Source organism: Streptomyces sp. ATexAB-D23 (genome assembly GCF_000373645.1).
Taxonomy (GTDB): domain Bacteria; phylum Actinomycetota; class Actinomycetes; order Streptomycetales; family Streptomycetaceae; genus Streptomyces; species Streptomyces castrisilvae.
In genome coordinates this window covers 1-25,350 of the sequence record NZ_KB892013.1, presented here as the reverse complement: position 1 = coordinate 25,350, position 25,350 = coordinate 1, and the positions used below count along the sequence as shown (strand labels likewise).

General features: G+C 71.9%; 25 protein-coding genes. 13 read left to right on the top strand and 12 right to left on the bottom strand.

Translation table 11 applies throughout. The annotated features are described in order from the left end of the window. The first annotated feature begins 187 nt into the window (after window positions 1-187). From B082_RS0113225 to B082_RS0113205, 5 genes are read left to right on the top strand one after another with little or no spacing between them, the layout of a single operon-like run. Window positions 188-1,645 carry a Na+/H+ antiporter NhaC family protein gene (locus B082_RS0113225; protein ID WP_018552277.1) on the top strand — a complete coding sequence of 486 codons (1,458 nt, stop codon included), beginning with the start codon at window positions 188-190 and terminating at the stop codon, window positions 1,643-1,645. Window positions 1,646-1,698: 53 nt separating this feature from the next. Then, window positions 1,699-2,637, top strand: coding sequence for a dihydrodipicolinate synthase family protein (locus B082_RS0113220; RefSeq protein ID WP_018552276.1), 939 nt, complete (start codon window positions 1,699-1,701; stop codon window positions 2,635-2,637). After that, window positions 2,630-3,817, top strand: coding sequence for an NAD(P)/FAD-dependent oxidoreductase (locus tag B082_RS0113215; protein ID WP_018552275.1), 1,188 nt, complete (start codon window positions 2,630-2,632; stop codon window positions 3,815-3,817). The genes B082_RS0113220 and B082_RS0113215 overlap by 8 nt, the downstream gene beginning before the upstream one ends. A gap of 11 nt (window positions 3,818-3,828) precedes the next feature. After that, complete coding sequence (locus B082_RS0113210) at window positions 3,829-4,119, top strand: (2Fe-2S)-binding protein (RefSeq protein WP_018552274.1); 291 nt, start codon at window positions 3,829-3,831, stop codon at window positions 4,117-4,119. Further along, window positions 4,119-5,576, top strand: a complete 1,458-nt coding sequence (locus B082_RS0113205; RefSeq protein ID WP_018552273.1) for an NAD(P)/FAD-dependent oxidoreductase — start codon at window positions 4,119-4,121, stop codon at window positions 5,574-5,576. The genes B082_RS0113210 and B082_RS0113205 overlap by 1 nt, the downstream gene beginning before the upstream one ends. 226 nt (window positions 5,577-5,802) lie before the next feature. Here the strand turns inward: B082_RS0113205 and B082_RS0113200 are convergent, their stop codons facing one another. Together B082_RS0113200 and B082_RS0113195 are read right to left on the bottom strand one after the other, a co-directional pair. Then, window positions 5,803-6,363 carry an RICIN domain-containing protein gene (locus B082_RS0113200; protein ID WP_018552272.1) on the bottom strand — a complete coding sequence of 187 codons (561 nt, stop codon included), beginning with the start codon at window positions 6,361-6,363 and terminating at the stop codon, window positions 5,803-5,805. Between the two features lie 294 nt (window positions 6,364-6,657). Then, window positions 6,658-6,849 carry a hypothetical protein gene (locus tag B082_RS0113195; protein WP_026249746.1) on the bottom strand — a complete coding sequence of 64 codons (192 nt, stop codon included), beginning with the start codon at window positions 6,847-6,849 and terminating at the stop codon, window positions 6,658-6,660. Between the two features lie 101 nt (window positions 6,850-6,950). Between B082_RS0113195 and B082_RS0113185 the strand changes: the two genes are divergently transcribed. From B082_RS0113185 to B082_RS37945, 5 genes are all read left to right on the top strand, one after another. Next, on the top strand, window positions 6,951-7,532 hold the full coding sequence (locus B082_RS0113185) for a hypothetical protein (RefSeq protein WP_018552271.1): 582 nt from the start codon (window positions 6,951-6,953) through the stop codon (window positions 7,530-7,532). Window positions 7,533-8,412: 880 nt separating this feature from the next. After that, window positions 8,413-8,838 carry an aspartate 1-decarboxylase gene (panD, locus tag B082_RS0113180; RefSeq protein ID WP_018552270.1) on the top strand — a complete coding sequence of 142 codons (426 nt, stop codon included), beginning with the start codon at window positions 8,413-8,415 and terminating at the stop codon, window positions 8,836-8,838. A gap of 30 nt (window positions 8,839-8,868) precedes the next feature. After that, on the top strand, window positions 8,869-9,222 hold the full coding sequence (locus tag B082_RS0113175; protein ID WP_018552269.1) for a GNAT family N-acetyltransferase: 354 nt from the start codon (window positions 8,869-8,871) through the stop codon (window positions 9,220-9,222). A 24-nt stretch (window positions 9,223-9,246) separates the two neighbouring features. Then, window positions 9,247-9,885: an aspartate/glutamate racemase family protein gene (locus B082_RS0113170; protein ID WP_018552268.1), complete on the top strand. Its 639-nt coding sequence runs from the start codon at window positions 9,247-9,249 to the stop codon at window positions 9,883-9,885. Between the two features lie 124 nt (window positions 9,886-10,009). Then, entirely contained in the window at window positions 10,010-10,234 is a 225-nt protein-coding gene (locus tag B082_RS37945; protein WP_078622565.1) for a hypothetical protein, read from the top strand. A 60-nt stretch (window positions 10,235-10,294) separates the two neighbouring features. On the opposite strand, the gene B082_RS0113165 is transcribed toward B082_RS37945, so the two are convergent. The 5 genes from B082_RS0113165 to B082_RS0113145 all read right to left on the bottom strand — a co-directional run bounded on the left by B082_RS0113165 (window position 10,295) and on the right by B082_RS0113145 (window position 15,319). After that, complete coding sequence (locus B082_RS0113165) at window positions 10,295-10,738, bottom strand: hypothetical protein (RefSeq protein ID WP_018552267.1); 444 nt, start codon at window positions 10,736-10,738, stop codon at window positions 10,295-10,297. Between the two features lie 2 nt (window positions 10,739-10,740). Then, window positions 10,741-11,217: a MarR family winged helix-turn-helix transcriptional regulator gene (locus B082_RS0113160; protein WP_018552266.1), complete on the bottom strand. Its 477-nt coding sequence runs from the start codon at window positions 11,215-11,217 to the stop codon at window positions 10,741-10,743. 99 nt (window positions 11,218-11,316) lie between these two features. Continuing rightward, complete coding sequence (locus tag B082_RS0113155; RefSeq protein WP_018552265.1) at window positions 11,317-12,714, bottom strand: diaminopimelate decarboxylase; 1,398 nt, start codon at window positions 12,712-12,714, stop codon at window positions 11,317-11,319. A gap of 156 nt (window positions 12,715-12,870) precedes the next feature. Next, entirely contained in the window at window positions 12,871-14,511 is a 1,641-nt protein-coding gene (locus B082_RS0113150) for a PucR family transcriptional regulator (RefSeq protein WP_018552264.1), read from the bottom strand. A gap of 61 nt (window positions 14,512-14,572) precedes the next feature. Then, window positions 14,573-15,319, bottom strand: coding sequence for an MgtC/SapB family protein (locus B082_RS0113145; protein WP_018552263.1), 747 nt, complete (start codon window positions 15,317-15,319; stop codon window positions 14,573-14,575). A gap of 429 nt (window positions 15,320-15,748) precedes the next feature. On the opposite strand from B082_RS0113145, the gene B082_RS0113140 reads away from it, so the two are divergent. Further along, window positions 15,749-16,444 (top strand): type 1 glutamine amidotransferase domain-containing protein, encoded by a 696-nt coding sequence (locus B082_RS0113140; protein ID WP_026249744.1) that lies wholly within the window; start codon window positions 15,749-15,751, stop codon window positions 16,442-16,444. A gap of 31 nt (window positions 16,445-16,475) precedes the next feature. On the opposite strand, the gene gndA is transcribed toward B082_RS0113140, so the two are convergent. Then, window positions 16,476-17,918, bottom strand: coding sequence for an NADP-dependent phosphogluconate dehydrogenase (gene gndA, locus B082_RS0113135; RefSeq protein ID WP_018552260.1), 1,443 nt, complete (start codon window positions 17,916-17,918; stop codon window positions 16,476-16,478). A 468-nt stretch (window positions 17,919-18,386) separates the two neighbouring features. On the opposite strand from gndA, the gene B082_RS0113130 reads away from it, so the two are divergent. After that, window positions 18,387-18,968: a TetR/AcrR family transcriptional regulator gene (locus B082_RS0113130; protein ID WP_018552259.1), complete on the top strand. Its 582-nt coding sequence runs from the start codon at window positions 18,387-18,389 to the stop codon at window positions 18,966-18,968. A gap of 73 nt (window positions 18,969-19,041) precedes the next feature. On the opposite strand, the gene B082_RS0113125 is transcribed toward B082_RS0113130, so the two are convergent. Genes B082_RS0113125 through B082_RS0113110 form a run of 4 tightly spaced genes read right to left on the bottom strand, consistent with a single transcriptional unit; the run spans window position 19,042 to window position 23,653 of the window. Beyond that, window positions 19,042-20,400, bottom strand: coding sequence for a GH1 family beta-glucosidase (locus B082_RS0113125; RefSeq protein WP_026249743.1), 1,359 nt, complete (start codon window positions 20,398-20,400; stop codon window positions 19,042-19,044). A gap of 20 nt (window positions 20,401-20,420) precedes the next feature. Beyond that, window positions 20,421-21,329: a carbohydrate ABC transporter permease gene (locus B082_RS0113120; protein ID WP_078622564.1), complete on the bottom strand. Its 909-nt coding sequence runs from the start codon at window positions 21,327-21,329 to the stop codon at window positions 20,421-20,423. Further along, window positions 21,322-22,332, bottom strand: a complete 1,011-nt coding sequence (locus tag B082_RS0113115; RefSeq protein WP_018552256.1) for a carbohydrate ABC transporter permease — start codon at window positions 22,330-22,332, stop codon at window positions 21,322-21,324. The genes B082_RS0113120 and B082_RS0113115 overlap by 8 nt, the downstream gene beginning before the upstream one ends. Before the next feature lie 10 nt (window positions 22,333-22,342). Continuing rightward, window positions 22,343-23,653, bottom strand: a complete 1,311-nt coding sequence (locus tag B082_RS0113110; RefSeq protein WP_018552255.1) for an ABC transporter substrate-binding protein — start codon at window positions 23,651-23,653, stop codon at window positions 22,343-22,345. A gap of 144 nt (window positions 23,654-23,797) precedes the next feature. Here B082_RS0113110 and B082_RS0113105 point away from each other — a divergent pair, with 144 nt between their 5' ends. Beyond that, window positions 23,798-25,153: an ROK family transcriptional regulator gene (locus tag B082_RS0113105; protein WP_026249742.1), complete on the top strand. Its 1,356-nt coding sequence runs from the start codon at window positions 23,798-23,800 to the stop codon at window positions 25,151-25,153. The last annotated feature ends 197 nt before the right edge of the window (window positions 25,154-25,350 follow it).

Genomic DNA, 25,350 nt, shown 5'->3' with positions numbered 1-25,350 from the left:
CAGTGCGCACTCTTGTGCACTTTTCTGCACACCCCGAAGTGGTTCGGTGGCGCATATTTCCGATTGTGTTCCGTATTGCACCCCCCAGGGGGCCTTGACAACCGCAGCGCTGTGCACTCTTGTATACATACGTAAATAAGTGCACAGCTGGGAACTTCTCAGTGCTGCGGAGATGAGGTTCACCGCCATGACCGCCGACAAGGATCTGGTCTTCCGCGGAGGAAGGACACTGGCGTTCCTGCCGGTCGTCGTGTTCCTCGCGTTCTGCATCGTCTTCTTCGTCGTGTTCAAGACGTTCGACATGACCGCGCTGGCCGCCGGAGGCGTCGTGGCGCTGCTGGTCGGCGCCGTGTGCGCCAAGCCGTACACGGCGTACTGGTCCGCCGTGACACGGGGGATCGGCTCACCCACGGCGGTGACGATCGTGATGATCCTGTTCTGCGTGGGGCTGATGTCCGCACTGATCAAGGAGACCAACGTGTCGGGCGGGTTCGTCTGGCTCGCCGGGTTGCTCGGTGTCAGCGGAGGCACCTTCACCCTCTTCGCGTTCGCCGCGGTCTGCGTCATCTCGATGGCGACGGCGTCGTCCATCGGGACCATGTTCACCGCGTTCCCGATCTTCTACCCCGCCGGGGTGCTCCTCGGGGCCTCGCCGGCCTTCCTCGCCGCCGCGATCATCTCCGGCGCGATCTTCGGGGACAACGTGGCCCCCATCTCCGACACGACCGTCATCTCCTCCTCGACGCAGACGTTCCGCCGGAAGGCCGGTACCGCCGACATCGCCGGAGTCGTGCGCAGCCGCGCCCGCTTCGCCTTCACCACGGCGGGCCTGGCGGCCGCGGGATTCCTCCTCCTGGGAGCATCCGGCCACTCCGGCGACTCGGGCCACTCCCAGCGCCTGCTGGAACAGGCATCGGACCCGCTGGCCCTCGTGATGCTCATCCCGGTCGCCCTCATGCTCGCCGTGGCACTGCTCACCCGCGACATCTTCAAGGCGGTCACGGTCGGGCTGGGAACCGGCATCGTCACCGGCCTCGCCTCGGGTCTGCTGACCATGCAGGGGATCATCGGCGTCTCGGACGGGGCGCCCACCGGCTTCCTGGTCTCCGGCGTCGCCGACATGCTCAGCGTGATCGCGCTGGTGGTGAGCGTGTTCGGCATCATGGGCGTACTCACCGCCGCGGGCGTCCTGGACTGGCTGGTGAGCGCCCTCACCGACGGGCCGCTCTCGCGCACCCCGCGCGGCGCGGAGTTCGCCATCGGCATCGGCATATCGGCCACCACCCTGCTGTTCGGCGGTGTGAACTCGGCCGCCCTGCTCACCTTCGGCCCGGTCGCCGACGAGATCGGCTCACGCGTGGGCCTCCACCCGTACCGCCGCGCGGTCGTCATGGACTGCTTCGCGATGGGCATCGCCTCGATCGTCCCCGTGCTCAGCGCCTACCTCTTCATCGGCGCACAGCTGACGTCGGGGATCAAGGGCGTGCCCGCCCTGTCCACGACGGAGATCTTCACCGCGATGCTCTACCCGCTCATCCTCACCGTCGTCATGGTCGCCTCCGCCGCGACCGGCTGGGGCCGCCGCTTCGAGGGCATGGACGGCGCCGAGCTGAAGCGCCCCGAACGCGCGCCGGCCCTGGTCTGAACAGCCGCCCCCCCCACCACCGCAGAAACCATTCCGAACCCTCTGGAGCACCCATGGACCGCACGACCGTCGACTGGCGCGGCTACATCCCGGCCATCACCACCCCCTTCACCCGCGCGGGCGCGCTCGACATCGACGCCCTGCACGTCCAGATGTCCTGGCTCGTCGACGAGGGCATCCACGGCGCGATCCTGGCCGGCACCAGCGGGGAGTGGTTCTCCATGTCCCCGGAGGAACGCGCGCGGCTGTTCGCGGCCGGTGCCGAGCACCGCGGCGACGCGTTCCCCGTCCTCGGTGCCTGCAACGCGTTCACCCCGGACGAGGCGATCGCCCACGCCCGCGCCGCGGAGGCCGCCGGCCTCGACGGCATTCTCCTCACGCCGCCGCCCTACATCGTGCCCAACCGCAACGAGATCGTCGCGTTCTACCGGGCGGTGAGCGACGCCACGGACATCCCGATGACCGTCTACAACTGGCCGCGCGGCTGCGTCGTGGACATGGACGTCGATCTGCTCACGGAGCTCGCGCGGATCGAGAACGTCGTCGCGATCAAGAACTCCACGGGCGACTTCGCGGGTTTCCTCACCGCGATGTACGCGCTGGAGAGCCAGGTCCGCTACTTCGGCCTGCCCACCAACGCCATGGGCGCCGACCTCGCGATGCTCGGCCACGGCGACGGCCTGATGGGGACCGGGGGCATCCTCGGCCGCGACCAGGCCGGGTTCTGGAACGCCGTCGACGCGGGGGACCGGGAGGCGGCGATCCGGCTGGGAGGGAAGGACCGTGTGTACATGGACGCGTGGTTCCGCCCCGACTACGGCGTCCGCTTCGGCAACCAGCAGGCGATCATCAAGACCGCGCTCCGGCTGCGCGGCATACCCGCGGGGTTCGTACGGGCGCCGCTCCTTGAGCTCACGCCGCAGGAGGTCGCCCGCGTCGAGGCGACCCTGCACGAGCTCGGCATCGAGACGGGCCCCCTCTGCGATGACTGAGCACTACGACACCGTGGTCGTCGGCGGCGGCCTGCTCGGCTGCCTCACCGCGTGGATGGCCGCCCGTGACGGGGCGCGGGTGCTGCTCGTCGACAAGGACCAGGTCAACCAGCACGCATCGGGCCAGAACGCGGGCAGTCTGCACTTCCAGCTCGAGTACCGGATGGTCGAGGCGGGAGCGGAGGCCGCCCGCGTCGCGGCGGAGGCCATGCCGCTGCACCTGGACGCCGCCCACAGGTGGGCGTGCATGGAGGAGGAGATCAAGGAGCCCCTCGGTGTGCGGCAGACGGGCGGGCTCATGGTCGCAGAGAACGCCGACCAGGTCGGAGTGCTCGAATTCAAGGCGGAGCTGGAACGTTCCTGGGGCCTCGACGTGCGCACGCTCGACCGCACCGAGCTGGACACCGTCGCCCCGTACCTCTCGCCCGGCATCGTCGCGGCCAACTTCAGCCCTCTGGAGGGAAAGGCGGACGCCCGCACCGCCGCCCCCGCCGTCGGCCGGGCCGCCATCGCGGCCGGTGCGACCGTGCGCACCCGCTCCCGCCTGGTCGGCGCACACCGCGCGACGAAGGGGTGGGACCTCACCCTGCGGCAGACGGACCACGCGGGAACAGAACGGACCCACACCGTCCGCACGGCAGCCGTGGTGATAGCCGCCGGCATCTGGACCACCGCGATCGGGCGGCTCTTCGACGCCGTGCTGCCCACCGTCCCGCTCGCGCTGGTGATGACGGTCACCTCGAAGGTCCCCCGGTTCATCCCGCACCTCGTCCAGCACGCGGGCGCGCGACTGTCGCTCAAACAGTCGCTCGACAACACGGTCCTGATCGGCGGCGGCTGGCCGGCCCGGCTGATGAGCGACGCGCACGGCGCCCCGGACCTCGACCTCAAGCCCCGGCTCGTCCCCGCCTCGATCGCCGGCAACGCCCGAGCCGCGGTCGCCACCGTCCCCGCGCTCGCGCGGGTCCCCGCCGTGCGCAGCTGGGCCGGCGCGACCACGGTGGCATCCGACCAGCTCCCCCTCGTCGGCCCGGTCGGGGGAGCCCCGGGCGTGTTCGTCGCCACCGGCGGATCGGCGTTCACCCTCGGGCCGAGCTTCGCGCGGGTCCTGGCCGGCCTCCTCGCCGGAGCCACCCCGGACATCGACCTGACCCCGTACGACCCCGCCCGCTTCGCGTGAAGGAGCCCTCCATGAACCAGGCCAACACCTGGCGCCGCACCGTGAACGAACGCGCGGCCGCCGTCACCATCACCGTGGACGGCCGGCCGCTGCGTGCCCGCACCGGCGAGACGGTGGCGACGGCGATGCTCGCCCACGGAGCCGCGTTCGACCGTGACCGCACGGGGGCCCGCCGGGCGCCGCTGTGCAACATGGGGACGTGCTTCGAATGCGCCGCCACCGTCGACGGCCGGCCGCTGACCCGCACCTGCCTCGTTCCGGCACGTGAGGACATGGCCGTGCGGACACAGGGCAGGCTGTGATGTTCGACCTCGCGATCATCGGCGCCGGTCCCGCCGGCATGGCGGCGGCGCTCACCGCCGCGGACCACGGGCTGAGGGTCGTCGTCATCGACGAGCAGCGGCGCGCGGGCGGACAGATCTTCCGCCAGCCCCCCGAGACCTTCACCGGCAGCGAGTTCCGGCCCACCGCCGGCTACGAGTGGGCCACCGCCCTCATCCGGCGCTTCGAAGCCGACACCCGGGTGGTCGGACGGTTCGGCTGGTCGGCGATCGGCATCCTGCACGAGGACACCGATCCGGACACCCTGTGCGTGGCCGTCAACCACCCGGCCCGCGGCACCGGCATGATCACCGCGCGCCGGCTGCTGATCGCCACGGGCGCCTACGACCTGCCCGTCGCCTTCCCGGGGTGGACCCTGCCCGGCGTCATGGCCGCGGGCGGCGTCCAGACCCTCGTCAAGGCCCAGAAGGTCGCGCCCGCCGGCGATGTGGTGCTGGCCGGTGCCCACCCCCTGCTGCTGCTCGTGGCCGACCTGCTCGTCGGCAACGGGGTGCCGGTTCGCGAGGTCGCGTTCGCACAGAGCATTCCGGCCCCGGCCGAGATGCTGCGTGCCCTGAACGCCGTCCCCGGCCACCTGAGGATGCTGGCCGAGACGGGCACCGTCCTGACCCGGCTCCTGCGCCGTGGCGTACGCGTCTCACCCCGTACGGTCGTGACCGCCGCGCACGGCACGGAACACGTCTCGCGGGTCACGCTCACCCGCGTCGACCGGCGGTGGCAGGCGAAGGGCGCCCCACGCGACGTCGACGCATCGCACCTCGTCGTCGGATACGGTTTCGTCGCCTCCACCGAACTCGCCCGCCAGGCGGGATGCGAACTCACCTTTGACTCACCCAGGGGCGGATGGGTGGTCGCCCACGACGGACGGCTGCGGACGTCCGTCCCCGGGGTGTCCGTCGCCGGAGAACCCTCGGGAGTCGCCGGAGCCGACGCGTCCCGCGCAGAGGGCACACTTGCGGCCCTCGCACTCGCCGCCGACCTCGGACGCCCCGTTCCGGCCGCCGCGTTCACCGAAGCCGAGCGTGCGGTGGCCCGTGCCGCACGCTTCTCCACCGTGGTGCAGCGCGTCTTCGAGCCCGGCCGCGAGGCCCTGGGGCGACTCGCGACCCAGGAAACGATCATGTGCAGGTGTGAAATGGTCAGCCGCGGAAACGTGGACGACTTCCTGGCGTCGGCGCCGTTCGTCACCGACGTCAACGCCGTCAAACTCTCCTGCCGCACCGGCATGGGGCCCTGCCAGGGCCGCTACTGCGAGAACACCGTCGCCGGCGTGCTCGCGGCGGCCCGCGACCAGCCCATCGGCCTCGGCGGCCGCTTCTCCGCCCATCTTCCGGTCAAACCCGTACCCGTCGGCGACCTGTGTGCGCTCGATACACCGCCCCGAGAGGACCGCGCAACCCCGCGCGACATCAATTGACCGACGCGGTCGGCAACGGCGGCGCGCGTGGTCGCTGAAGAGGGCAGAGCCGCACCCTGAAGCACGAACTCCGGCCCCGGCTGGAGGCCGGGGCCGGAGCGGGGCGCCTACGTGAAGTGGGCTCCGGTCGTCACTGACGGGGACCTCGCACTGGAGACGGAGACCGTCCGTCGTTGATCCGCCCTCCGGCGCAGTGTGACGTCCGCGGAGGCGGTGACGGCAGACGTCACCAACTGGTGTTGTTGGGCGCGAGGTTCCAGAGCCGGTCGTCGCTGGGGTAGGCGGTGTCCAGGTACAGGGTGTTCCAACTGCCGTCGTTGTAGCGGTTGAGCGCAACGGCGAGCTTCGTGTTCACCTTGGGCTCCCACAGCCACCAGCGGGAGTTCTCGCCGTACTCCGGGCGCAGGACCCAGCGCTGGAGGTCGGAACCGTCACAGGTGCGCACCACGATGGTGGTGCCGCGGACAGGAGTGGCCGAGGACGGCTGCAGGCAGCGGTTGGCGGCCTGGTTCCTGAGGGTGACGGTGTAACCGCCGCTCTCCCAGCGGCCGTTGACCTGGTCCCAGGCCTCGGTCTTGTGAGTCCAGGCGGGGTCGCGCAGGCTGACGGCAGTGGCACCCTCGGCGACGGAGTCGCCGTACAGCGCCAAGCGGCTGCCGTCGGACTTGTTGATCAGGTCCTGCCCGGTGTTGTCCGCCGCCGAGACGTTCCCGGCGCAGAATCCGCCGGCCAGCGCTGCGGCGGCAGCCGCGCAGGCTGCGGTACGGGCGAGACGAAGCTTGGACATTGAGTTCCCTGTTCTCTCCAGCGCACCCGCACCGGAGCGTGTGACGCACCGCTCCGGCACGGACACGTCACGTGCTGTCTTCCCGGAGAGCATGGCGGCGCTCGGGTGGGAATATCTCTAATGCGTCGATCATGGCGCAAACCAGACTCCGTCATTCCGGGTCTCGCATCCGCTGATCGCGCGGCGACGACTCGCCGCTGGACACACGCGGAAACGTTCCGGCCGCCGGTCGGACGCGTCCCCGGGATGCGAATGGGGCGACTGAAAAGCATTCAGCCTTACAGGTGATGGAGGTCACACCGATCTTGCGGCCGACCAGGCGGCGGCCCACGGCGATGGTCCTGTCGCGCCACGCGCCCGGATCGCGTAGGAGTCCTCGACCGTCGCCTCGGGATGGCGGGCCGTGGGGCGCGGGATGACTCCGCGTTCGCGCTCCGTGTCGGCGAGCTCCTCAGCGAGTGCCGCGATGGTCTCGGCGGGCAGCATCCGTGCTCCCTCGTCGTGAGGCCGCGGGCGGTACGTCGCCCTTCGTGAGGCCGCGGGCGGTACGTCGTACGTCGCCGGTCCGCGGCCGTCGGGGTCTCACAGTGCCGGGAAACCGGCTGCCTCGTCCGTGTGTTCGTGTTCGGCGAAGGCCGAGAGCGGGCATCGGCGCCCTCCTGATCACCACCTTCGGCCCGTCGAGCGGCGCCCTCGCCGTCGCGGCCGTCATCGGCGTCCTCGGTATCGGCATCGCTCTCGCCACCGCCCCCATCACCACTATCGCCGTGAACAGCCTGCCGCCCCGGCTCGCCCCCACCGCGGGCGCCGCCAGTAACGCCCTTCGCCAGATAGGCAGCGCGCTCGGCCCCGCGGTTTTCGGTGTTCTGCTCACCCGCAGCACCCTGAACGCCCTGCCGGACCACCTCGCCGCATCCAGCCTGGGCGCGGCCGACAAGGGGCAAGTGCTGGGCGTGGTCTCCGACGCCGGCATCCAGGCCGGCGCCTTCCTCCGCCTCTCCAGCCCCTCGACCACGGCACAGGCCCAGTCGGTCTACGCGGCGAGCTTCACCGACGCACTCCACGCCTGCGCCCTCGTCGGCGGAATCGGGTTGCTGGCCGGCGCCGTCATAGCACTGGTCACCGTCGGCGTCCGCAAAGCCGCACACAACGCCGCCGCCGGCTCCTGACGGTACGGGGCTTGGTCGTGATCGGGTCAGGGCCTGAACCCGGCCGATGCCGACGGCCGGTCGTTCGATGGCAGCGCCCGCATCCTCAGAACACCCGCGCCGGCCCGTCGCTCCCGAGACGGACAAGCCTCGGGCGGACGGCCAATGGCCACACGCGAAGGGGCAATGCCCATCTGCTGCGGCCTCACGGCACGGGCCGCATCACGTGCGGGCCGGCCGCTGCTCAGGCAGCAGTCCCTGGTTCCTTCCTCGACCCGGTCGGTAGCCCTTCGAGCCCAGCTTCGATGCCTCCCCATGGACCCAACTCGTTGGCATGCTCAGCACCGTGGCGGCCTCCAGGGTGTCCATCGGGACAGGCTCGACAGGCTGGCGCCTGCCGAATCGATCGGGTTCGGGAGGGGGTGACAGTTCCCAGGAAGGAACCTCCTCGTGGCTGGTACGCGGAGGGGCCTTCCGCGGTACTCCGGATGTGCGCTCGTGGCGTCGAGAGGAGACGGCCGGACGGGTCGTCTCATGGCCGCGAGGGTCGCCGACTTGGTGGTGCGGCGCATCGCTGGTGAGCGATCGCGCCGGGGCGAGGGTTGTTCGGAGGCCAGGCCCCCTGGCGTATGTGGCTCGGCGTAGCGCCTACGGGGTGACGACGATCACCCCGGCACCTGGAGGGGTGCTACGTAGGATTGCGGGGCGTCGCGGTGAACGACGGCGAGCGGAGGCTTTCCGGACATCACCTGATGAGGTATCAGGAAAGTCGGCAAGGGGTCGGCATCAGTCCTGAAGAACCCGGGGACCGCTGCCCGTGCCCGCGACTCGTTGTAGAGTGGTCAACCAGCCCTTGACCTGCAAAAACGCAGGCAGGGAGCCTAAGTCCAGGAGTGCCTCGATGCTGCGAACCATGTTCAAGTCCAAGATCCACCGCGCCACCGTCACCCAGGCCGACCTGCACTATGTCGGGTCTGTCACGGTCGATGCCGAGCTCATGGAGGCCGCGGATCTGCTGCCCGGCGAGCTGGTCCACATCGTGGACATCGACAACGGCGCCCGCCTGGAGACGTACGTCATCGAGGGGGAGCGCGGCTCCGGGGTGATCGGGATCAATGGTGCCGCCGCCCACCTCGTGCACCCGGGTGATCTGGTCATCCTCATCAGCTACGCCCAGGTCGAGGATGCCGAGGCGCGTGCCCTCGTTCCGCGTATCGTTCACGTCGACGCGGACAACCGCATCGTCGCACTCGGCGCCGACGCCTCCGCGCCCGTGCCGGGCAGCGAGACCGAGCGCAGCCCGCACGCGGTGCCCGCGGCGCGCTGAAGCGTCTCCTCCAGCTAGGGGTATCTCGTCATGGCAGAGCAGACCGGGCCCGAGATCCGTGACGACCGGGCAGCGGGCAAGCTGCTGGCGTACGAGGACGGCGGGGTCGCCGGGACCATCGCGTACTTCGTGATGGACGGCGAGCCCGCCGCCCTCGTCGCCGTGCACACGGTCGTCGAGTCCGGGCACGAGGGCAAGGGCCTCGCGGGCGCGCTGGTCGCGGAGTTCTACGCCATGGCGGGCCGTGAGGGTGTGCCCGTCGTTCCGCTGTGCCCGTACGCCGCCAAGTGGGCCTCGCGCCATCCCGAGCAGGCTCCCGAGGCGCCGGCCGGGCTGGTGGAGCGTGCGAAGGTGCAGCTCGCCTCGCACCCCGAGCTGTACTGACGGCGGAGGTCCGGCGTGTCACCGATGACGCTCGCGCTGCTGCACACCTCGCCCGTCCATGTCCCGGTCTTCGACGCCCTGCGTGACGCCGACCACCCGGGGCTCGTCCTGCGTCATGTCGTGCGCGAGGAACTGCTCACCCGGGCCGTGGCCCTGGGCCCCGAGGTGGTGGCGGACGAGGTGGAGGCGCTGGTCGCCGAGGCGGTCGCCGCGGGGGCGGACGCGGTGCTCTGCACCTGTTCCACCATCGGCGCCGTGGCCGAGTCCGCCGGTCCCGCGCTGGGTGCCCCGGTCCTGCGCGTCGACCGGCCGATGGCGGCCACTGCCGTCCGCGCGGGGCGGGTCACCGTCCTCGCCACCCTCGCCTCCACCCTGGCACCGACCCGCGCACTGCTCGCCGAGGAGGCGCTCAGGGCCGGGCTGCCCGCGGCGGATGTGCGCACCGTGCTGGTGGCGGGCGCCTGGGAGCGCTTCGCGGCCGGTGACGGGGACGGCTGCCTGGACCTCGTCGCCGCCGAGGCCGACGCGGTGACGGACGCCGATGTGATCGTGCTCGCGCAGGGCTCCATGGCCGGGGCGGCCGACCGTACGGCGACCCGGGTCCCGGTGCTGTCCAGCCCGCGCCCCGGGCTGGCCGCCGCCGTGGCGGCGGCCGGGCGCTGAGCCGGCCGGGCGCTGAGCCGGCCGGGGCAGCGCCCTTGGTCCGTACGTATGGGCTCGCCGGGCGCGGGAAGCCGCTCCGGGAGACGGTGGAAGAGAGCCACCCCCGACCGTTCGGAGGCCCGAGATGACTCATCCGTTCCCCGACCCCGTACCGCCGGCACCCACCCCCGGGCCGATTCCGGGACCGCCGCAGCCGCTGCCCGAGCCGACGCCGACCCCGCCGGGACCCGCGCCCACCCCGCCCTCGCCCACCCCGCCGGGGCCCGCGCCCGACCCGATCCCGCAGCCGCCGGCGCCGGACCCCGAGCCGGTGCCGCCGCCCGAGCCGGAGCCGTCACCGGTCGGCTGAGCCGCCGGGTCGCGTTCTTCGAGCGTACGACGGGATTTTCCGGACACGGCCCGGGAGCGGTCAGCCCGTGGCCAGCACCGCGTTCGCCCGCGCGGTCACCTCGGTCAGTACCCGGCCCGCCGCTGCCAGGTCCTCGGCCGGCAGGTCCCCGTACAGCGTGGCCGTGACCGCGGCGACGCCTGCGCGGTGTGAACGCTCCAGCGCCTCGCCCTCGGCGGTCAGGGCCAGCAGGGGGCGCTCGCCGGGCCGCTCCTCCAGCAGTCCGGCCGACGTCAGCTCCGACAGGGTCCGTTCCACCACGGCCACGTCCAGCTTCACCGCCCCGGTCATGCGCTCGACCAGCTGCCGGCGCTCGACGGTCCCGCCCCTGTCGGCGGTTGCGGTCAGCGCGACGGACTGGTGGAAGGTGGTGCCGGTGGTCGCGAGCAGCCGTTCAAGGACGGCCCGGGTGGCGTAGTGCGCCATGCCGATGATCTGGCCGTTGACAGGGGGTGCGGTAGCCATGGTCACTCCTCGGGAGAACTGGTGACGGCGGGAACGGGCACGTCGAGCAGTGCCGTCAGTGTCCGGGTGAACGCCTCGGTGGCCGGTCCGCCGAGCCCGCCGAGGGGTGCCAGCAGCTCATCGATCAGCTGCCGCACCACCTCGACCGCGCGGCTCGCCGCCGCGCGACCCTCCTCGGTCAGCGACAGCTGGACCGCCCTGCTGTCCGAGGGGTCGGCGGCGCGCTCGACGAGCCCCGCGGCCGCCAGGCCGCGGGCCAGTTTCGAGACGTAGAGCGCTTCGAGTCCGGTGTGCTCGGCGAGTGCGCGCTGACTCGGCCGCAGCCCCGCCCGCTCCATCCCCAGCAGGGACGCCACCAGCGAGTACTGCGCGTGGGTCAGGCCCACCGGAGCCAGCGCCCGGTCGAGTGCCACTCGCCATTTCATGGACAGGCGCCAGACCAGGAAACCCGGCGTCGCGCCTTCGATCGCGTTGCTCATGAGGGATACCGTACATAGCTACTATGTACATGGCTACTAAATTCTGTCCGTTCCCCGGCCCGCCTTCGGTCGTGTCCTCCCGGGTCGGCGCGGCCCGCCTCAGCCGTGCAGGGCGAGCAGCGCGTCCGCGTGTGCGAGGCCGCTCTCGGCGGAGACCGAGTCGAGCGTCTGGGCGTCGCGCACGGGCGCGAAGCGGACCGCGGGCTCCTCCTGCCCGGCCCGTTCCGCCACGTCGAACCCGTACACCGCCGGGCGCGGCAGGCTGTTGTACGACCACGGCGTGGAGAAGTAGTACGCGCCCGTGTCGTACAGCACCACATAGTCCCCGGCCCGCAGTTCGGGCAGTTCCCTGGCGTGCGCGACGACGTCCCCGGCGAAGCAGCACGGGCCGGCGACGTCCTGGACCAGCGCGGGCCCGTCCTTGGGCCGTCCCTCGGCGTCGAAGGCGCCGACCCGCAGCGGCCACGCCTCCGGCATGAAGACGGTACGCGTGGCGGTCTGGGCGCCCGCGTGGGTGAGCGCTATGCGGCGACCGCCCGCGTCCTTCGTGTACTCGACCAGCGCCCCGATGAACCCGTTCTTCGCGAGGAGCGAGCGGCCGAACTCGGTGACCAGTTCGTACCGGCCGTCGAAGAGGCCGGGCACCGCCGCACGCAGCGCCGTCGCGTACGCGGCGAAGCTGGGGCGGACCTCGTCGTCGGCGAAGTTGACCGGGAGCCCGCCGCCGATGTCGAGCCCGGTGATCTGCCGGCGGCCGAGCGCGGTGTTGATCTCCTCGGCCAGCCGGTACGTCTCGGCGATCCCGGCCGTGATCAGCTCCAGGGAGCAGCCCTGCGAACCGACGTGCGCGTGCAGGCGGGTCAGCCACGGGTGCGCGGCGAACGCCTTCACGACCCGCTCGCGCGCGCCGGGGTCGCGCAGCGCCACGCCGAACTTCGACGTGGCCGTCGCCGTGCTCATCGCGCCGATGGAGCCGCCGCCGACCTGCGGGTTGACCCGCAGGCCGATGGCGGACACCGCGTCGGACGGGCGCAGCGACGCGATCCGGTCCACCTCGTCGAGGTTGTCGGCGTTGACCGCCACACCGACCGCCAGGGCGCGGCGGATCTCGTCCCGTGTCTTGGCGGGGGAGTCCAGCACGATCTTCGACGGAGCGAACCCGGCGTCCAGCGCGAGCCTCAGCTCACCCGGGCTCGCGACCTCGCAGCCCATCCCGCACCGGGCGAGCAGCCGCAGCACGGGCACCAGCGAGGAGGCCTTCGCGGCGAAGGTGTGCAGCACGGACGGCACCCCGGGGAACGCCTCGTGCAGGGCGGCGACCGACGCGCGCACGCCGTCCGTGTCGATGAAGCCGGCGACCGGGCTGGACTCGCCGAGCAGCCCGGTGGCCACGGCGTGGCGGACCGCTGCCGCGACACGCGCGGACGAGGCCGGCGCCGGCGGGACGGAGGTGGAGGCGGAGGGGGACAGGGAGGAAGGCGACGATGAGGGGCTCATGGAGCCAGATTCGTTGATGGGTGCCCCCAGGTCTCTGTCCAGGCGGCCAACAATGAAGCACGGCCTTGGCCGGGAAACCAATGGCCCCGGTGGTCGGGAGCCGTACGGGACGACGGACGCGGCCCGCCCGCCGCAGCCGCGCGAACAGACGGCAACCTACCCGCTGAGACGGACGGCGAGGGTCACCAGCAGCCGGGTGTCGGGGTCGTCCAGGTCCACGCCGAACCGCTCCCGGGCGCGCCGCAGCCGGTAGCGCAGCGTGTTCGGGTGGACGACCAGCCGGGCCGCCGCGCGGGCGACGTCGCCCGACGCGTCGAGGTAGGCCGCCAGTGAACGGACCAGCTCACCGCCCGCCGCCAGATCGGCGCGCACGAGGTCGTGCACGGGACCGTTCCCCGCCTCCCAGACCGGGCGGGCGGCGTCCAGGACACGGGCGACGTCCAGCGAAGGACCCACGCCCGCGGCATCCGCGTAGGGCTTGCCGGCCCGCGTGCTGTCGGCCTCCGTCTCCGCGCCCGCCCGCTCGCGCAGCACCCGCACGATCAGCAGCGCCTCCTCGCACGAGGCCCGCACCCCGGGGGCGCCGGAGGCCACCGGACCGGCACCCGCCAGTACCCCGGCGCCCCCGGGCGCGGCCGAGACCGCCAGCTCCCGGGCCAGCGCGAGGGCGCCGCGCTCCGGCCCGGCCTCCACGGGCAGCAGCACCAGCAGCCGCTCACCGTCGCGCAGCACCCGGACCGACGGCCGGTAGGCGACCGCCTGGAGCGCGAGCGCGTCGAGGGTGCGGTCGCCCGGGGCCGGTGCGGCGGCGCGGCGCTCGGCGACCACGACCGCGCACGCCGCGTCGGGGGACAGGCCGAGCGACCAGGCATGGGTGCGGGCGTCGCCGTCCCCGTACAGCAGGCCGCGCAGCGCGAGTTCGCTGCGGCGGGCTGCCCCGCTCTCGCGCAGCCGGTGCCGTACCAGCAGGGGAGCGGCGACATCGGCGGCCCGGCGCAGGGCGTCCGCCGCGCCCGCGCGCAGGGGGCGCCCGTCACCCGCCACCCAGATCGAGCCGAGCACTTCGGGGCCGCTGCGGACCGCGATGATCAGGCGCTCGGGTCCCTCCGCGTCGGCCGCGCGGTGGATCACGTCCCGGGACGTCCACAGCGCCCGGAGCATGCCGCTGCGGCGCAGCTCCGCGACCCGCCAGTCCGGCACCCGGCCGCCCAGGATGGTGGACCGGCGCAGCACGTCGGCGTCCGGCCCGGTGGCGGAGTGGGCCAGCACCCGCAGCCGGGTGTCCTCGATGGTGATCGAACCGCCGGTGTACTCGGCCACGGCCGCGGCGATTTCGGACAGGCTCTCCGCGCCGCCGGCCGCCGGCCCCGGGACCTCGTCGCCCCGGCCCGCCCGCGCGCAGGCCAGCGCGGACCGCAGCAGCGCCGCGGTGTCCGTCCAGTCGGCCCACTCCGCGCGGGTCAGCAGGGCGACCCCCGCCTCCTCGGCCGCGGCGAGCACCTGCGGAGCGGCGGCCACCCCTTCCACCTCCCGCAGCACCACACCGGACGCGCCGCGGTCGGCCGCCGCCCGTACCGGGTCGGCGGCACCGGGGGAGGCGGAGGGCGGGCCGGTCAGCAGTACCAGGCAGCCGTCGAGCGGCAGGGCCGGGCCCTCGTCGCCCACGGCCACACCCCGTACACCGACGTCGTGCCCGGCCGGTGCCAGCAGCAGCCGCAGGCTCCCGCCGTCGTCGAAGGCGAGGATCTCGCGCAGCGCGACGGACGGCTGCGCCGGGGCGGGCGTACGTCTCGTCATGGCAGCCGAGCATACGAGCGCACGGGCAGGCGGGAGCGGCCCTCGCGCCGCCCGTCCACGCTCACTCGTCGGCGAGGTCGCTGCGGCTGCACGCCAGGACCCCCGCCGTGCCCGCCAGCCGTGCCGTCAGGGCGTCCAGGTCGCCGCGTCCCTGCACGCTCAGCGCGACTTCGACGGTCCGCTCGGCGTCCGGCTGCGAGCGGCGGCGCCGGAACATGCCCGAGCCGTCGGCGGAGAGCGTGGTCAGCTCCGAGACGGCGAACCCGGTCTCCGTGCAGTGGTTGACGAGTTCCCGCAGCGCGCCGACGCCCTCGGTATAGGTGATCCGGTAGCCGATCGAGGCATTGCGCAGGGCGGGGAGCCGGTGGGCGAGGGGACGGACGCCGTAGGACACCAGGAAGTACGCGAGGGTGGCCAGCGTCGCGAGGACGGGCAGCCCCGCCCCGGCCGCGCAGCCCACGGCGGCGGTGAGCCAGATCGAGGCCGCCGTGGTCAGGCCGCGTACCGAGCCGCGGTGGACGAAGATGACGCCGCCGCCGATGAACCCGAGCCCGGAGACGATCTGCGCCGCGACCCGGGACGGATCCAGCTCGACCTGCCCTGTGACCACGACGTCGGAGAAGCCGAATTTGCTGACCAGTGTGAAGAGCGCGGCGCCGAGGCCGACGATCGTGTACGTGCGCAGTCCTGCCGCCTTCTGGCGGATCTCACGCTCGATACCGATCGCACACGACAGGCCGAACGCGATGCCGAACTGCGCCGCGTGCGTCCAGTTCTGGCCGAACGGTTCGTTGATGTCGAGTGCCACGAGACCTCCGATGCCCGTCGGGCCGGTCCGGCGCGTCGTGCCGGACGGCCACCCCTCGTCCTTCCGGGCGGCCGGCCCCCGGAAGGGGAAGCGCCGGGGCTCCACCGGGCCGGGCGGTGCGCTGGTGCGGCGGCGCGATCACCACCGTACCCGTCCCGACGGCGGTGACTCCCGCACCGGGGCCGCCGGGGGATGACGCGGTTTCACCCCGCCCGGCCCGGGAAGGCGTCGGCGGGGCCGGGGACCGCCGTCTGCTTCATCACCGTCATCCCATGGGATGCACCGCCGTTCCCACGCGGCGGCCCGCGTATGCCTCGCACGGCAGCGGCCGTACGGTCTGCCTCCCGGCGTGACGGCGCCCCCTTTCCGGATCGCCGTCACGCGAAACCCTCCCGGGCGGTGACGCCCCGGCTCTGCGGAAGACGTGACGTGGCAAAGATTCTGTTCGTTGTGACCGGCGCCGACCATTGGACGCTCGCCGACGGGACCGAACATCCGACCGGCTTCTGGGCGGAGGAGATCGTCGCCCCCTACGAGGCGTTCGAAGCGGCGGGGCACGAGATCGTCGTCGCCACCCCCGGCGGCGTGGTGCCCACTGTCGACCGGGGCAGCCTTGCTCCCGAGTTCAACGACGGCCAGGAGAACGCCGACCGGATGGCCGCGGCCGTCGCCGGCATGACCGAACTCGAACACCCGCTCAGGGTGGAGGACATCGACCCCGCGGATTACGCGGCGGTGTTCTACCCCGGCGGACACGGCCCCATGGAGGACCTGGCGGTGAACGCCGACTCCGGCCGGCTGCTGAACCGGGCCCTGGAGTCGGGCATGCCCCTGGGCATCGTCTGCCACGCCCCGGCCGCCGTGCTCGCCGCAACCGACGACGGCGGCGGCCACACCTTCGCCGGATACCGGCTCACCGGCTTCACCAACGCTGAGGAGAGCCAGGCGGGATTCGCCGACAGGGCCAAGTGGCTGCTCCAGGACCGCCTCGTGGAGATCGGGGCCGATTTCCAGGAGGGCGAGCCGTGGGCCCCGCACGTGGTCGTGGACCGCAACCTGGTCACCGGCCAGAACCCCGCATCGGCCGGTCCGCTCGCCGGTGAACTGCTCAAGCGACTGCGCTGAGGGACCGCCGCAGAGCCCCGGGCGCCCCCGCTCAGCCGGCCTCGACCTCAGTCCTGTCCCCGCCCCAGAGGGTGTGGAAGGAGCCCTCGCGGTCGGTCCGCCGGTAGGTGTGCGCGCCGAAGAAGTCCCGCTGCCCCTGGGTGAGCGCCGCCGGCAGCCGGTCGGCGCGCAGACCGTCGTAGTACGAGAGCGCCGCGGCGAACCCGGGGGTCGGCACCCCCTGCCGCACCGCCTCGGCCACCACCGAGCGCCAGTCGTCCTGCGCCGCGCCGATCTCCTCGGCGAACTGCTCGTCGGACAGCAGGCTCAGCAGCCCCGGCTGTGCGTCGTAGGCCGCGCGGATGCGGTCGAGGAACGCCGCCCGGATGATGCAGCCGGCCCGCCAGATCGAGGCCACCGAGCCCAGATCGATGTTCCAGCCGTACGCCTCGCTGCCCGCCCGGATCTGGTGGAACCCCTGCGTGTACGAGACGATCTTGGACGCGTACAGCGCCTGCTCGACCCGGTCGGCGAAGGCAGCGGCCTCACGCTCGCCGAGCGGGGTGGCCGTGGGACCCGCGAGACCCCGTGCCGCCTCGCGCAGATCGCTGTGCCCGGACAGCGAACGGGCGAAGACCGCCTCCGCGATGCCGGAGACGGGCACACCCAGATCGAGGGCGATCTGCACCGTCCAGCGTCCGGTGCCCTTCTGCTCCGCCCGGTCCTGCACGATGTCCACGAACGGCCTGCCGGTGGCCGCGTCGGTGTGGGCCAGCACCTCGGCCGTGATCTCGATCAGATACGAGTCGAGGCGGCCGGTGTTCCAGCCGCGGAACGTCTCGGCGATCCTCGCCGGGGAGTAGCCGGCCACCGTGCGCAGCAGGTCGTACGCCTCGGCGATCAGCTGCATGTCGGCGTACTCGATGCCGTTGTGCACCATCTTGACGAAGTGGCCGGCGCCGTCCGGTCCGATGTGCGCCGTGCAGGGCGTGCCGTCCTCGGCCTTCGCCGCGATCCTCTCCAGCATCGGGCCCAGCGACTCGTACGACTCGGAGGAGCCGCCCGGCATGATGCTCGGGCCGTTCAGCGCGCCCTCCTCACCGCCGGAGATGCCCGCGCCCACGAAGTGGATGCCGCGCTCGCGCAGCTCCTTCTCCCGGCGCCGGGTGTCCTCGAAGTGGGCGTTGCCGCCGTCGATGATGACGTCGCCCTCGTCGAGCAGCGCGGCGAACTCCTGGATGACCGCGTCCGTCGGCTCGCCCGCCTTCACCATGACGACCAGGCGGCGTGGCCGCTCCAGGGACCGGACGAACTCCTCGGGACTGTGCGCGGCGACGAAGGAACCCTCGCCGCCGAATTCCTCGACCAGGGCGTCGGTCCTGCTCTCCGTGCGGTTGTGCACGGCGACCGTGAAGCCGTTGCGGGCGAAGTTGCGAGCCAGGTTGCGGCCCATCACCGCGAGCCCGGTGACGCCGATCTGCGCCGTTGCGCTCATCTGTCTGCTCCTGCGGTAGGGGGAAGCCGGGAGCCGGGGCTGCGGCAGCCGGCGTTGTCCAGTATGGATACGGGGGCGGGGGACGGCCTGTTCAACGGGCGGACGGTAGCGGCCCCCCTGGAACCGGGCTGGACCGGCGGGGCCGGGCGCCCGCGGCCCTAGCCTGTCGCTCGGCGGGACCGGTGACGGTGCCGAACCGCGGCTGGCCCACCAGGCGTCCTTCCCGGTGCACGTCTGAGCAAGGCCGTTCCACGCCAACTCTTGACACTCCGTCGACAGCGGCGCAACACTGACAACGCACATGGGAGAGCGCTCTCCCGGCTGCTCCGGACCACCGTGCCGGCCCACTCCCCGCTGTCGGCACGGTACGGAAGCCCGCAGTGGTCACGGTGATCCGTGACCACTGCGGGCTCCTGTGTATATTCGGGAAAGCTAAGGGTCCTAGGAAATGCGACGGCGGGGGTGGGGATGGTTCGCGCGGGGCTCACCACCGAGCGGGTCGTGGCGGCTGCGGCCGACCTGGCCGACTCGGCCGGCTTCGACAAGGTCACCATCTCGGCGCTGGCCCGCGGCTTCGGCGTCAAGGACGCCAGCCTCTACTCCCACGTCAAGAACCTGAACGACCTGCGGACCCGGGTCGCGCTGCTGGCCGCCGAGGAGTTCATCGACCGGATCGAGGCGGCGGTGGCCGGCCGGGCCGGAAAGGACGCGCTGATCGCGTTCGCCGACGCCTACCGCACCTTCGCGCTGGAGTGCCCCGGCCGGTACGAGGCCACGCAGATGCGGGTCGACCCGGCGATCGTCGCCGAGGCACCCGCGTACCACCGCACCCTGCGCACCACGTCGGCGATGCTGCGCGCGTACGGTCTGACCGAACCCGCCCTCACCGACGCGGTACGGCTGCTGCGCAGCACCTTCCACGGGTTCACCGCCCTGGAGGCCGACGGCGGCTTCGAGGCGCCGCGGCCCGTGCAGACCTCCTGGGAGCATGCGGTGGAGGGGCTGCACTTCCTTCTGACGAACTGGGCGTCGGCGACCGGCGGACAGTGAGTACACGGCGCGAAACCTCCGGCGGCGACGGTAGTCCGCCGCGGCCGGAGGCTGCTGGGGGCAGGGCGCCGGGTCAGGCGGCCTTGCCGTCGCGGTCGGCCGCCGCTTCGCGGATCAGTTCGGCGTAGCGCCGGCCGCTGCTCTTGACCGTGCGGCGCTGGGTCGCGTAGTCGACGTGGACCAGGCCGAACCGCTTGTCGTAGCCGTACGCCCACTCGAAGTTGTCCAGGAGGGACCAGGCGAAGTAACCGGCCAGCGGGGCGCCCTTGCGGACGGCGCGGGCGCAGGCCGCGAGGTGTTCCTCCAGGTACTGGGTCCGCTCGGGGTCGTGCACCGAGCCGTCGGCGAGTACGACGTCCTGGTAGGCCGAGCCGTTCTCGGTGACGTACACGCGCTCGACGCCGTACTCCTCGGTCAGGCGCAGGAGCAGCTGCTCCAGGCCCTGGGCGTGCACCTCCCAGTCCATGTGGGTGTGGCGGGAGCCGGGCAGGTAGACCTGCTTGGCGTGCGGGACGGGACCGGCCGGGTCGGCGGTGACGACCTGGCGGAAGTAGTAGTTCACGCCCAGCCAGTCCAGCGGCGCCGAGATCAGCTCCATGTCGCCGTCCCGCACGGGGAGTTCGACCCCGTACAGGTCGACCATGTCCTGCGGGTAGCCGCGTCCCAGGATCGGGTCGAGCCACCAGCGGTTGATGTGTCCGTCGCCGCGCACCGCGGCCGCCCGGTCGGCCTCGCGGTCGGTGGCCGCCTCCACCGGGCTCAGGTTGTTGACGATGCCGACGCGGGCGTCGGGGGTCAGGCTCCGGATCGCCCGGACGGCGAGGCCGTGCCCGAGGTGCAGGTGGTAGGAGGCCCGCACGGCGGCGGTCAGGTCGGTGAGACCCGGCGCCATCGTGCCCTCCAGATGGCCGATCCAGGCCGAGCAGAGGGGCTCGTTCAGGGTCGCCCAGTCCTTGACCCGGTCGCCGAGCCGTTCCACGACCACCGAGGTGTACGCGGCGAAGTGCTCCGCGGTCTCCCGTACGGTCCAGCCGCCCCGGTCCTGGAGGGCCTGCGGGAGGTCCCAGTGGTAGAGCGTGGCGAACGGGGTGATCCCGGCGTCCAGGAGGCCGTCGACCAGCCGGTCGTAGAAGTCGAGGCCGGCCGCGTTGACCGGCCCGTCGCCGCCGGGCACGATCCGCGGCCAGGCGAGCGAGAAGCGGTACGCGTTCGCGCCGACCTCCTTGATCAGGCCGATGTCCTCCGGCACCCGGTGGTAGTGGTCGCAGGCCACGTCACCGGTGTCGCCGCCGGCCACCTTGCCCGGAGTGTGGGAGAACGTGTCCCAGATGGAGGGGGCGCGGCCGTCCTCGGCCACGGCTCCCTCGATCTGGTACGCGGCTGTGGCGACGCCCCAGGTGAAGTCGGCCGGGAGGGCGCTGAGGTCGTTCACGGACTTCCTTTCCTTGGCGGTCACTTGACGGCTCCCGCGGTGAGGCCGGCGACCAGATAGCGCTGCAGGAGCAGGAAGCCGGCGACGATCGGGACGCTGACGACGAGGGAGGCGGCCATGACCTGGTTCCAGTAGACGTCGTTCTGTGTGGCGTAGCCCTGGAGGCCGACGGCCAGCGTGCGGGTGGTGTCGTTGGTCATGACGGAGGCGAAGAGCACTTCGCCCCAGGCCGTCATGAACGCGTACACCGCGACGGCGACGATGCCGGGCACCGCGGCCGGCACGACGACCCGGAACAGGGCGCCGATCGGCCCGCAGCCGTCGACGAGGGCTGCCTCGTCCAGGTCCCGGGGGATCGAGTCGAAGTAGCCGATCAGCATCCAGATGGAGAACGGCAGCGAGAACGTCAGATAGGTGAGGATCAGCCCGCCGCGCGAGCCGTACAGGGCGATGCCCGTGCTGTTGCCGATGTTGACGAAGATGAGGAACAGCGGGAGCAGGAAGAGGATGCCCGGGAACATCTGCGTGGAGAGCACCGTGACGGTGAAGACCCGCTTGCCGCGGAACTTGTAGCGGCTGACCGCGTAGGCCGAGAACACCGCGATGATCACCGAGAGGACCGTCGCCGTACCCGCCACGATCAGCGAGTTCACGAAGTACCGGGCGAGCGGGACGGTGTCCCAGATGTCGAAGTAGGGCTTGATGGTCAGCCCTGAGGGTATCCAGTGGAACTTCCCAGAGACGTCCTGGAGCGGCTTGAGCGAGCTGCTGACCATCACATAGACGGGCAGCAGGGCGAACACGGCCAGGAACGTCAGGATGACGCGGCGGGTCCAGAGGAAGGACTGCGGCGCGGCCATCGGGGAACGGGGGCGCGAACGCCCTCCCGTCTTCGCCGGCAGCGCGGACGGCTGGGCATGGCTAGGCATCGGCACCCTTCCTTCCGCGTGAGGTGATGAGCAGGTAGACGGCCGTCACGACGAGCAGGAACAGCAGCAGGAGCACGGACATCGCGGAGCCGGTGCCGAAGTTCCAGGTGACGAACGAGGACTGGTAGATGTGGATCGAGATGAGGTCCGCGTTCTCCGGGGCGGCCTTCCCGAACAGCACGTACGGCGTGTTGAAGTCGTTGAACGTCCAGAGGAACAGCACCAGCACCAGCACCTGGTTGACCGGGCGCAGCGAAGGCAGCGTGATCTTGCGGATCTGCTGCCAGATGCCGGCGCCGTCGATCGAGGCGGCCTCGTACAGCTCGCGCGGGATGTTCTGGAGCCCCGCCATCACGATCAGGAAGGCGAAGGGCCAGCCCTTCCAGACCGAGACGATGATCAGCGCGTAGATGCTGTTGTCGCCGATCAGCCAGAACGACGGCTGGTCGGTGATGCCGAGCTGGTCGTGCAGCACGTGGTTGATCAGGCCGTTGTCCCGCTGGAACATGAAGGCCCAGGTGATGACGGCCGCGTAGACCGGCAGGGCGTACGGGACGAGGAAGATCGCCCGCAGGAAGCCCCTGCCGCGGAAGTTCTCCTGGAGCATGATCGCCGCCGCGACCCCGAACAGCCACGCCAGGCCGACGGCGAAGAACGTGAAGACGCAAGTGACGAGGAACGAGTGGAGCAGTGCCTCGCCGATCGGGGCGTTGAAGTCGACGGCGATCTTGTAGTTGTCGAAGCCGCTCCAGGGCGCCCCGCCCCAGTTGTTGATGTAGAACTGCGTGAACTGGCGGAAGCTCATCACGATTCCGATGATCATCGGAATCACGTGGACGAGGAGTTCGAGCAGGACGGCCGGCAGGAGCAGGAGATAGGGCAGTCCGCCCTGGCGGATCCGGTCGGGGATGCGCGGCAGTCTCCTGCGCGCACCCCCGCTGCCCCGGCTCGTCACCCTGTCCGACTTTTCCGTCAGGCTGTCGGTGGTCACGGTGGCGGTCATGAAGGGTGCCTTACTGCTGCATCGTCTGCTGGGCCTTTTCCAGGCGCGCCTTGACGGATTCGGTGGTCACGGGGCGTCCTGCCGCGGCGTCGGCCCACAGCTCCTTGACCGCCGTACCGACGGCCGTCTCGAACTGCGACTCGTTCGGCACCTGCGGCAGCGGGGCCGCGCTCTTGGCCAGCGTGTCGCGCAGGACCGCGAGGTCGGGCGCCGAGAACGCCTCGTCCGCCTGGGCGGTCTTGACCGGCGGGATCGACCCGTAGGTCTTGTTGAGCAGCTTCTGCTCGGCGTCGCTCGTCATGAACTTCACGAACTTCTTGGCGCCGTCGATGTTCTTGGTGTTCTTGAACACCGCCATGTTGATGCCGGCGACCATGGAGTTGACGTTCTTGCCCTCGCCGGGCGTGCCGGAGGCGACGGGGACGGGGGCCGCTCCCCAGTCCTCGGGCTTCATGCCCTGGGAGGCGAAGGTGGAGGCGGCGGCCTGCCACAGCACCATCGCGGTCTTGCCCTTGGCGAAGTCCGTGAGGGACTGGTTCTGGGCGTACTCCGCGTTGCCCGGAGCGATGATCTTGTCCTTGGCCATGAAGTCGATGTACTGCTTCACGGCCGCGACCGCGCCGTCCGATGTGAAGGTCGGCTTGCCGTCGCCGTCGAAGAAGTCCGCGCCGTGCTGCTGGCCCAGGACGAAGGTCTGGTGGATGTTGTTGGAGAGGTTGGCGCCCTCGGCACCGAGCCCCCACTTGCCGTCCTTGGACAGCTTCTTGCCGTCCGCGACCAGCTCGTCCCAGGTGGCCGGGGGCTTTTCGATGCCGGCCTCGGCGAAGCTCTTCTTGTTGTAGTAGAGGGCGTACGCGAGCGAGTACAGCGGCACCGCGGCGGGGTCCTGGCCCTCCGCGCCGGCCGAGGCCACCGCCGAGTCGACGAAGCGGTCACGGCCGCCGATCGCGTCGAAGTTCTCCTTGCTCCAGGGGAGCAGCGCGCCCGTCGCCTGGAGCGAGGCCGACCAGGTGTTGCCGATGTTCAGCACGTCCGGGCCCTGACCGGACGTGGTGGCGGCGAGGATCCGGTTGAGCAGGTCGGCCCACGGCACGACCTCCAGCTTGACCTTGATACCCGTCTGCTCCTCGAACTTCTTCAGCTCGGGCGCCAGGATCTTCTTGTCGGCCTCGATGCTGGGGCCCTGGTTGGAGGCCCAGTACGTGAGGGTCTTCGGCGAATCGTTGCTGCCGCCGCTCGTGGAACCCCCTCCGCAGCCGGTGACTCCGGCGGCTATGGAGATCGCGAGGGTGACGGCTGCCGCGGCTCTGATGTTGCGCATGCTGGGTGGCCCCTTTCCGGGGGAGAAGGCCGGTCCGGGAGCCGGGCGACCTTCAGGGCTTAATTTATGACGTGATTTAAGAGGTGAGAGAAGGTCGCGTCAAGTCCCGGGGTCGCGGTATGTTGCGGGCAGGGAAGGAGCCACATGGCTGAGCGCAACAGACGGACCGTGCGTGACCTGCGACGGGGCAACCGGGCGAGGGTATTGCAACGGTTGTATTTCGACGGCCCGCTGAGCCGCCAGGAGCTGGGTCCCGCCACCGGGCTGAGCTCGGGTTCCATCAGCAACGTCGTTGCGGAACTCGCCGCCGAGAGCCTCCTGGAGGAGGCCGGTGTCGTCGATTCCGACGGCGGCCGCCCGCGCACCTTGCTGCGTGTCGCCCCCGGCGGCGGTCTCCTCATCGGCATCGACATCGGTGAGACCCGGATCAGGGTGGAGCTCTTCGACCTCTCCCTGACCGAACTCGCCCGTACCGAGCGGCTGCTCGCCCAGCACGGCTACGACGTCGCCCGCATCGTCGGCCATGTCCGCAGCGGCGTCGCCGACGTGCTGCGGGACGCCGGCGCCGACCCGCACCGGCTGCTCGGCATCGGGATCGGCGTCCCCGGCATCATCGAGCGCGACGCGCCGGACGGCGTCATCGGCGACGTGGGCTCCGTCGTGCACGGGCAGACCATCGACTGGAGCGCCGTGCCCTTCGAGCAGCTGCTCCGGGGCGCCGTGCGGGTCCCGCCCGAGGTCCCGTTCTTCATCGACAACGGAGCCAAGACGCTCGGGCAGGCCGAGATGTGGTTCGGCGGCGGGCGTGGCGCGGGCGCCTCGGCCATCGCGCTCATCGGCTCCGGCGTCGGCGCCTGCGTGAACCACGGCGACCTCCTCGACGAGGACCGCAGCAGCCAGGCCCTGGAGTGGGGCCACAGCACGGTGCAGCTGCGCGGCCGGCGCTGCCGCTGCGGATCGATCGGCTGCCTGGAGGCGTACGCGGGCGCCGAGGCGATGCGCGAGCGCTGGCACGAGGCGGGCGGCCCGCTGCCCGCCGACGCCGACGACGAGACCGCGCTCGCCGCGCTGCTCGCCGCCGCCTACCCGGACGTCGGGGGTGAACCCGACCCCGTGGCGGTCGCGCTGCTGGACGAGACGGCCGAGTGCCTGGGCGCGGCGCTGGGCGACCTGATCAACCTCTTCCTGCCCGAGCGCATCCTGCTCGGCGGCTGGGCGGGGCTGCTGATCGGCCCCCATCTGCTGCCGGACATCCGCAGGTACGCCCAGGAGTACGCGCTGAAGCACGCGGCGGCCCGCACCACCATCGAGATGGGCCGCCTCGGGCCCGACGCGGTCACGGTCGGCGCGGCGACGCTTCCCCTGGCCGACTTCCTGGCCCGCGGCGGCAGCCGCCCGTCACCCGCGCCCCGGGCCGACGCCTCGGCCTCGGCGCCGCGCACCCCGGCGGACGCCGTACGGAGAAGGGAGCGCTCCCGGACCACGTCGGAGGCGGGCTGAGGGGAGCCGTGCGCCTTGCCGTGCGGGGTGCGTGCTCGCGGGTACGCGCGGCTCCGGGCCTCGGGACCCGGTCCAGGACTTCCGGGCGGCCCCGCCCTCCCGTCCCAGGCGCGGCCCACATGGCCTGGCCCCGGCGTGCCGGTCCCGCGCGCCGCGTGCCGGTCCCGCGCGCCGCGTGCCGGTCCCGCGCGCCGCGT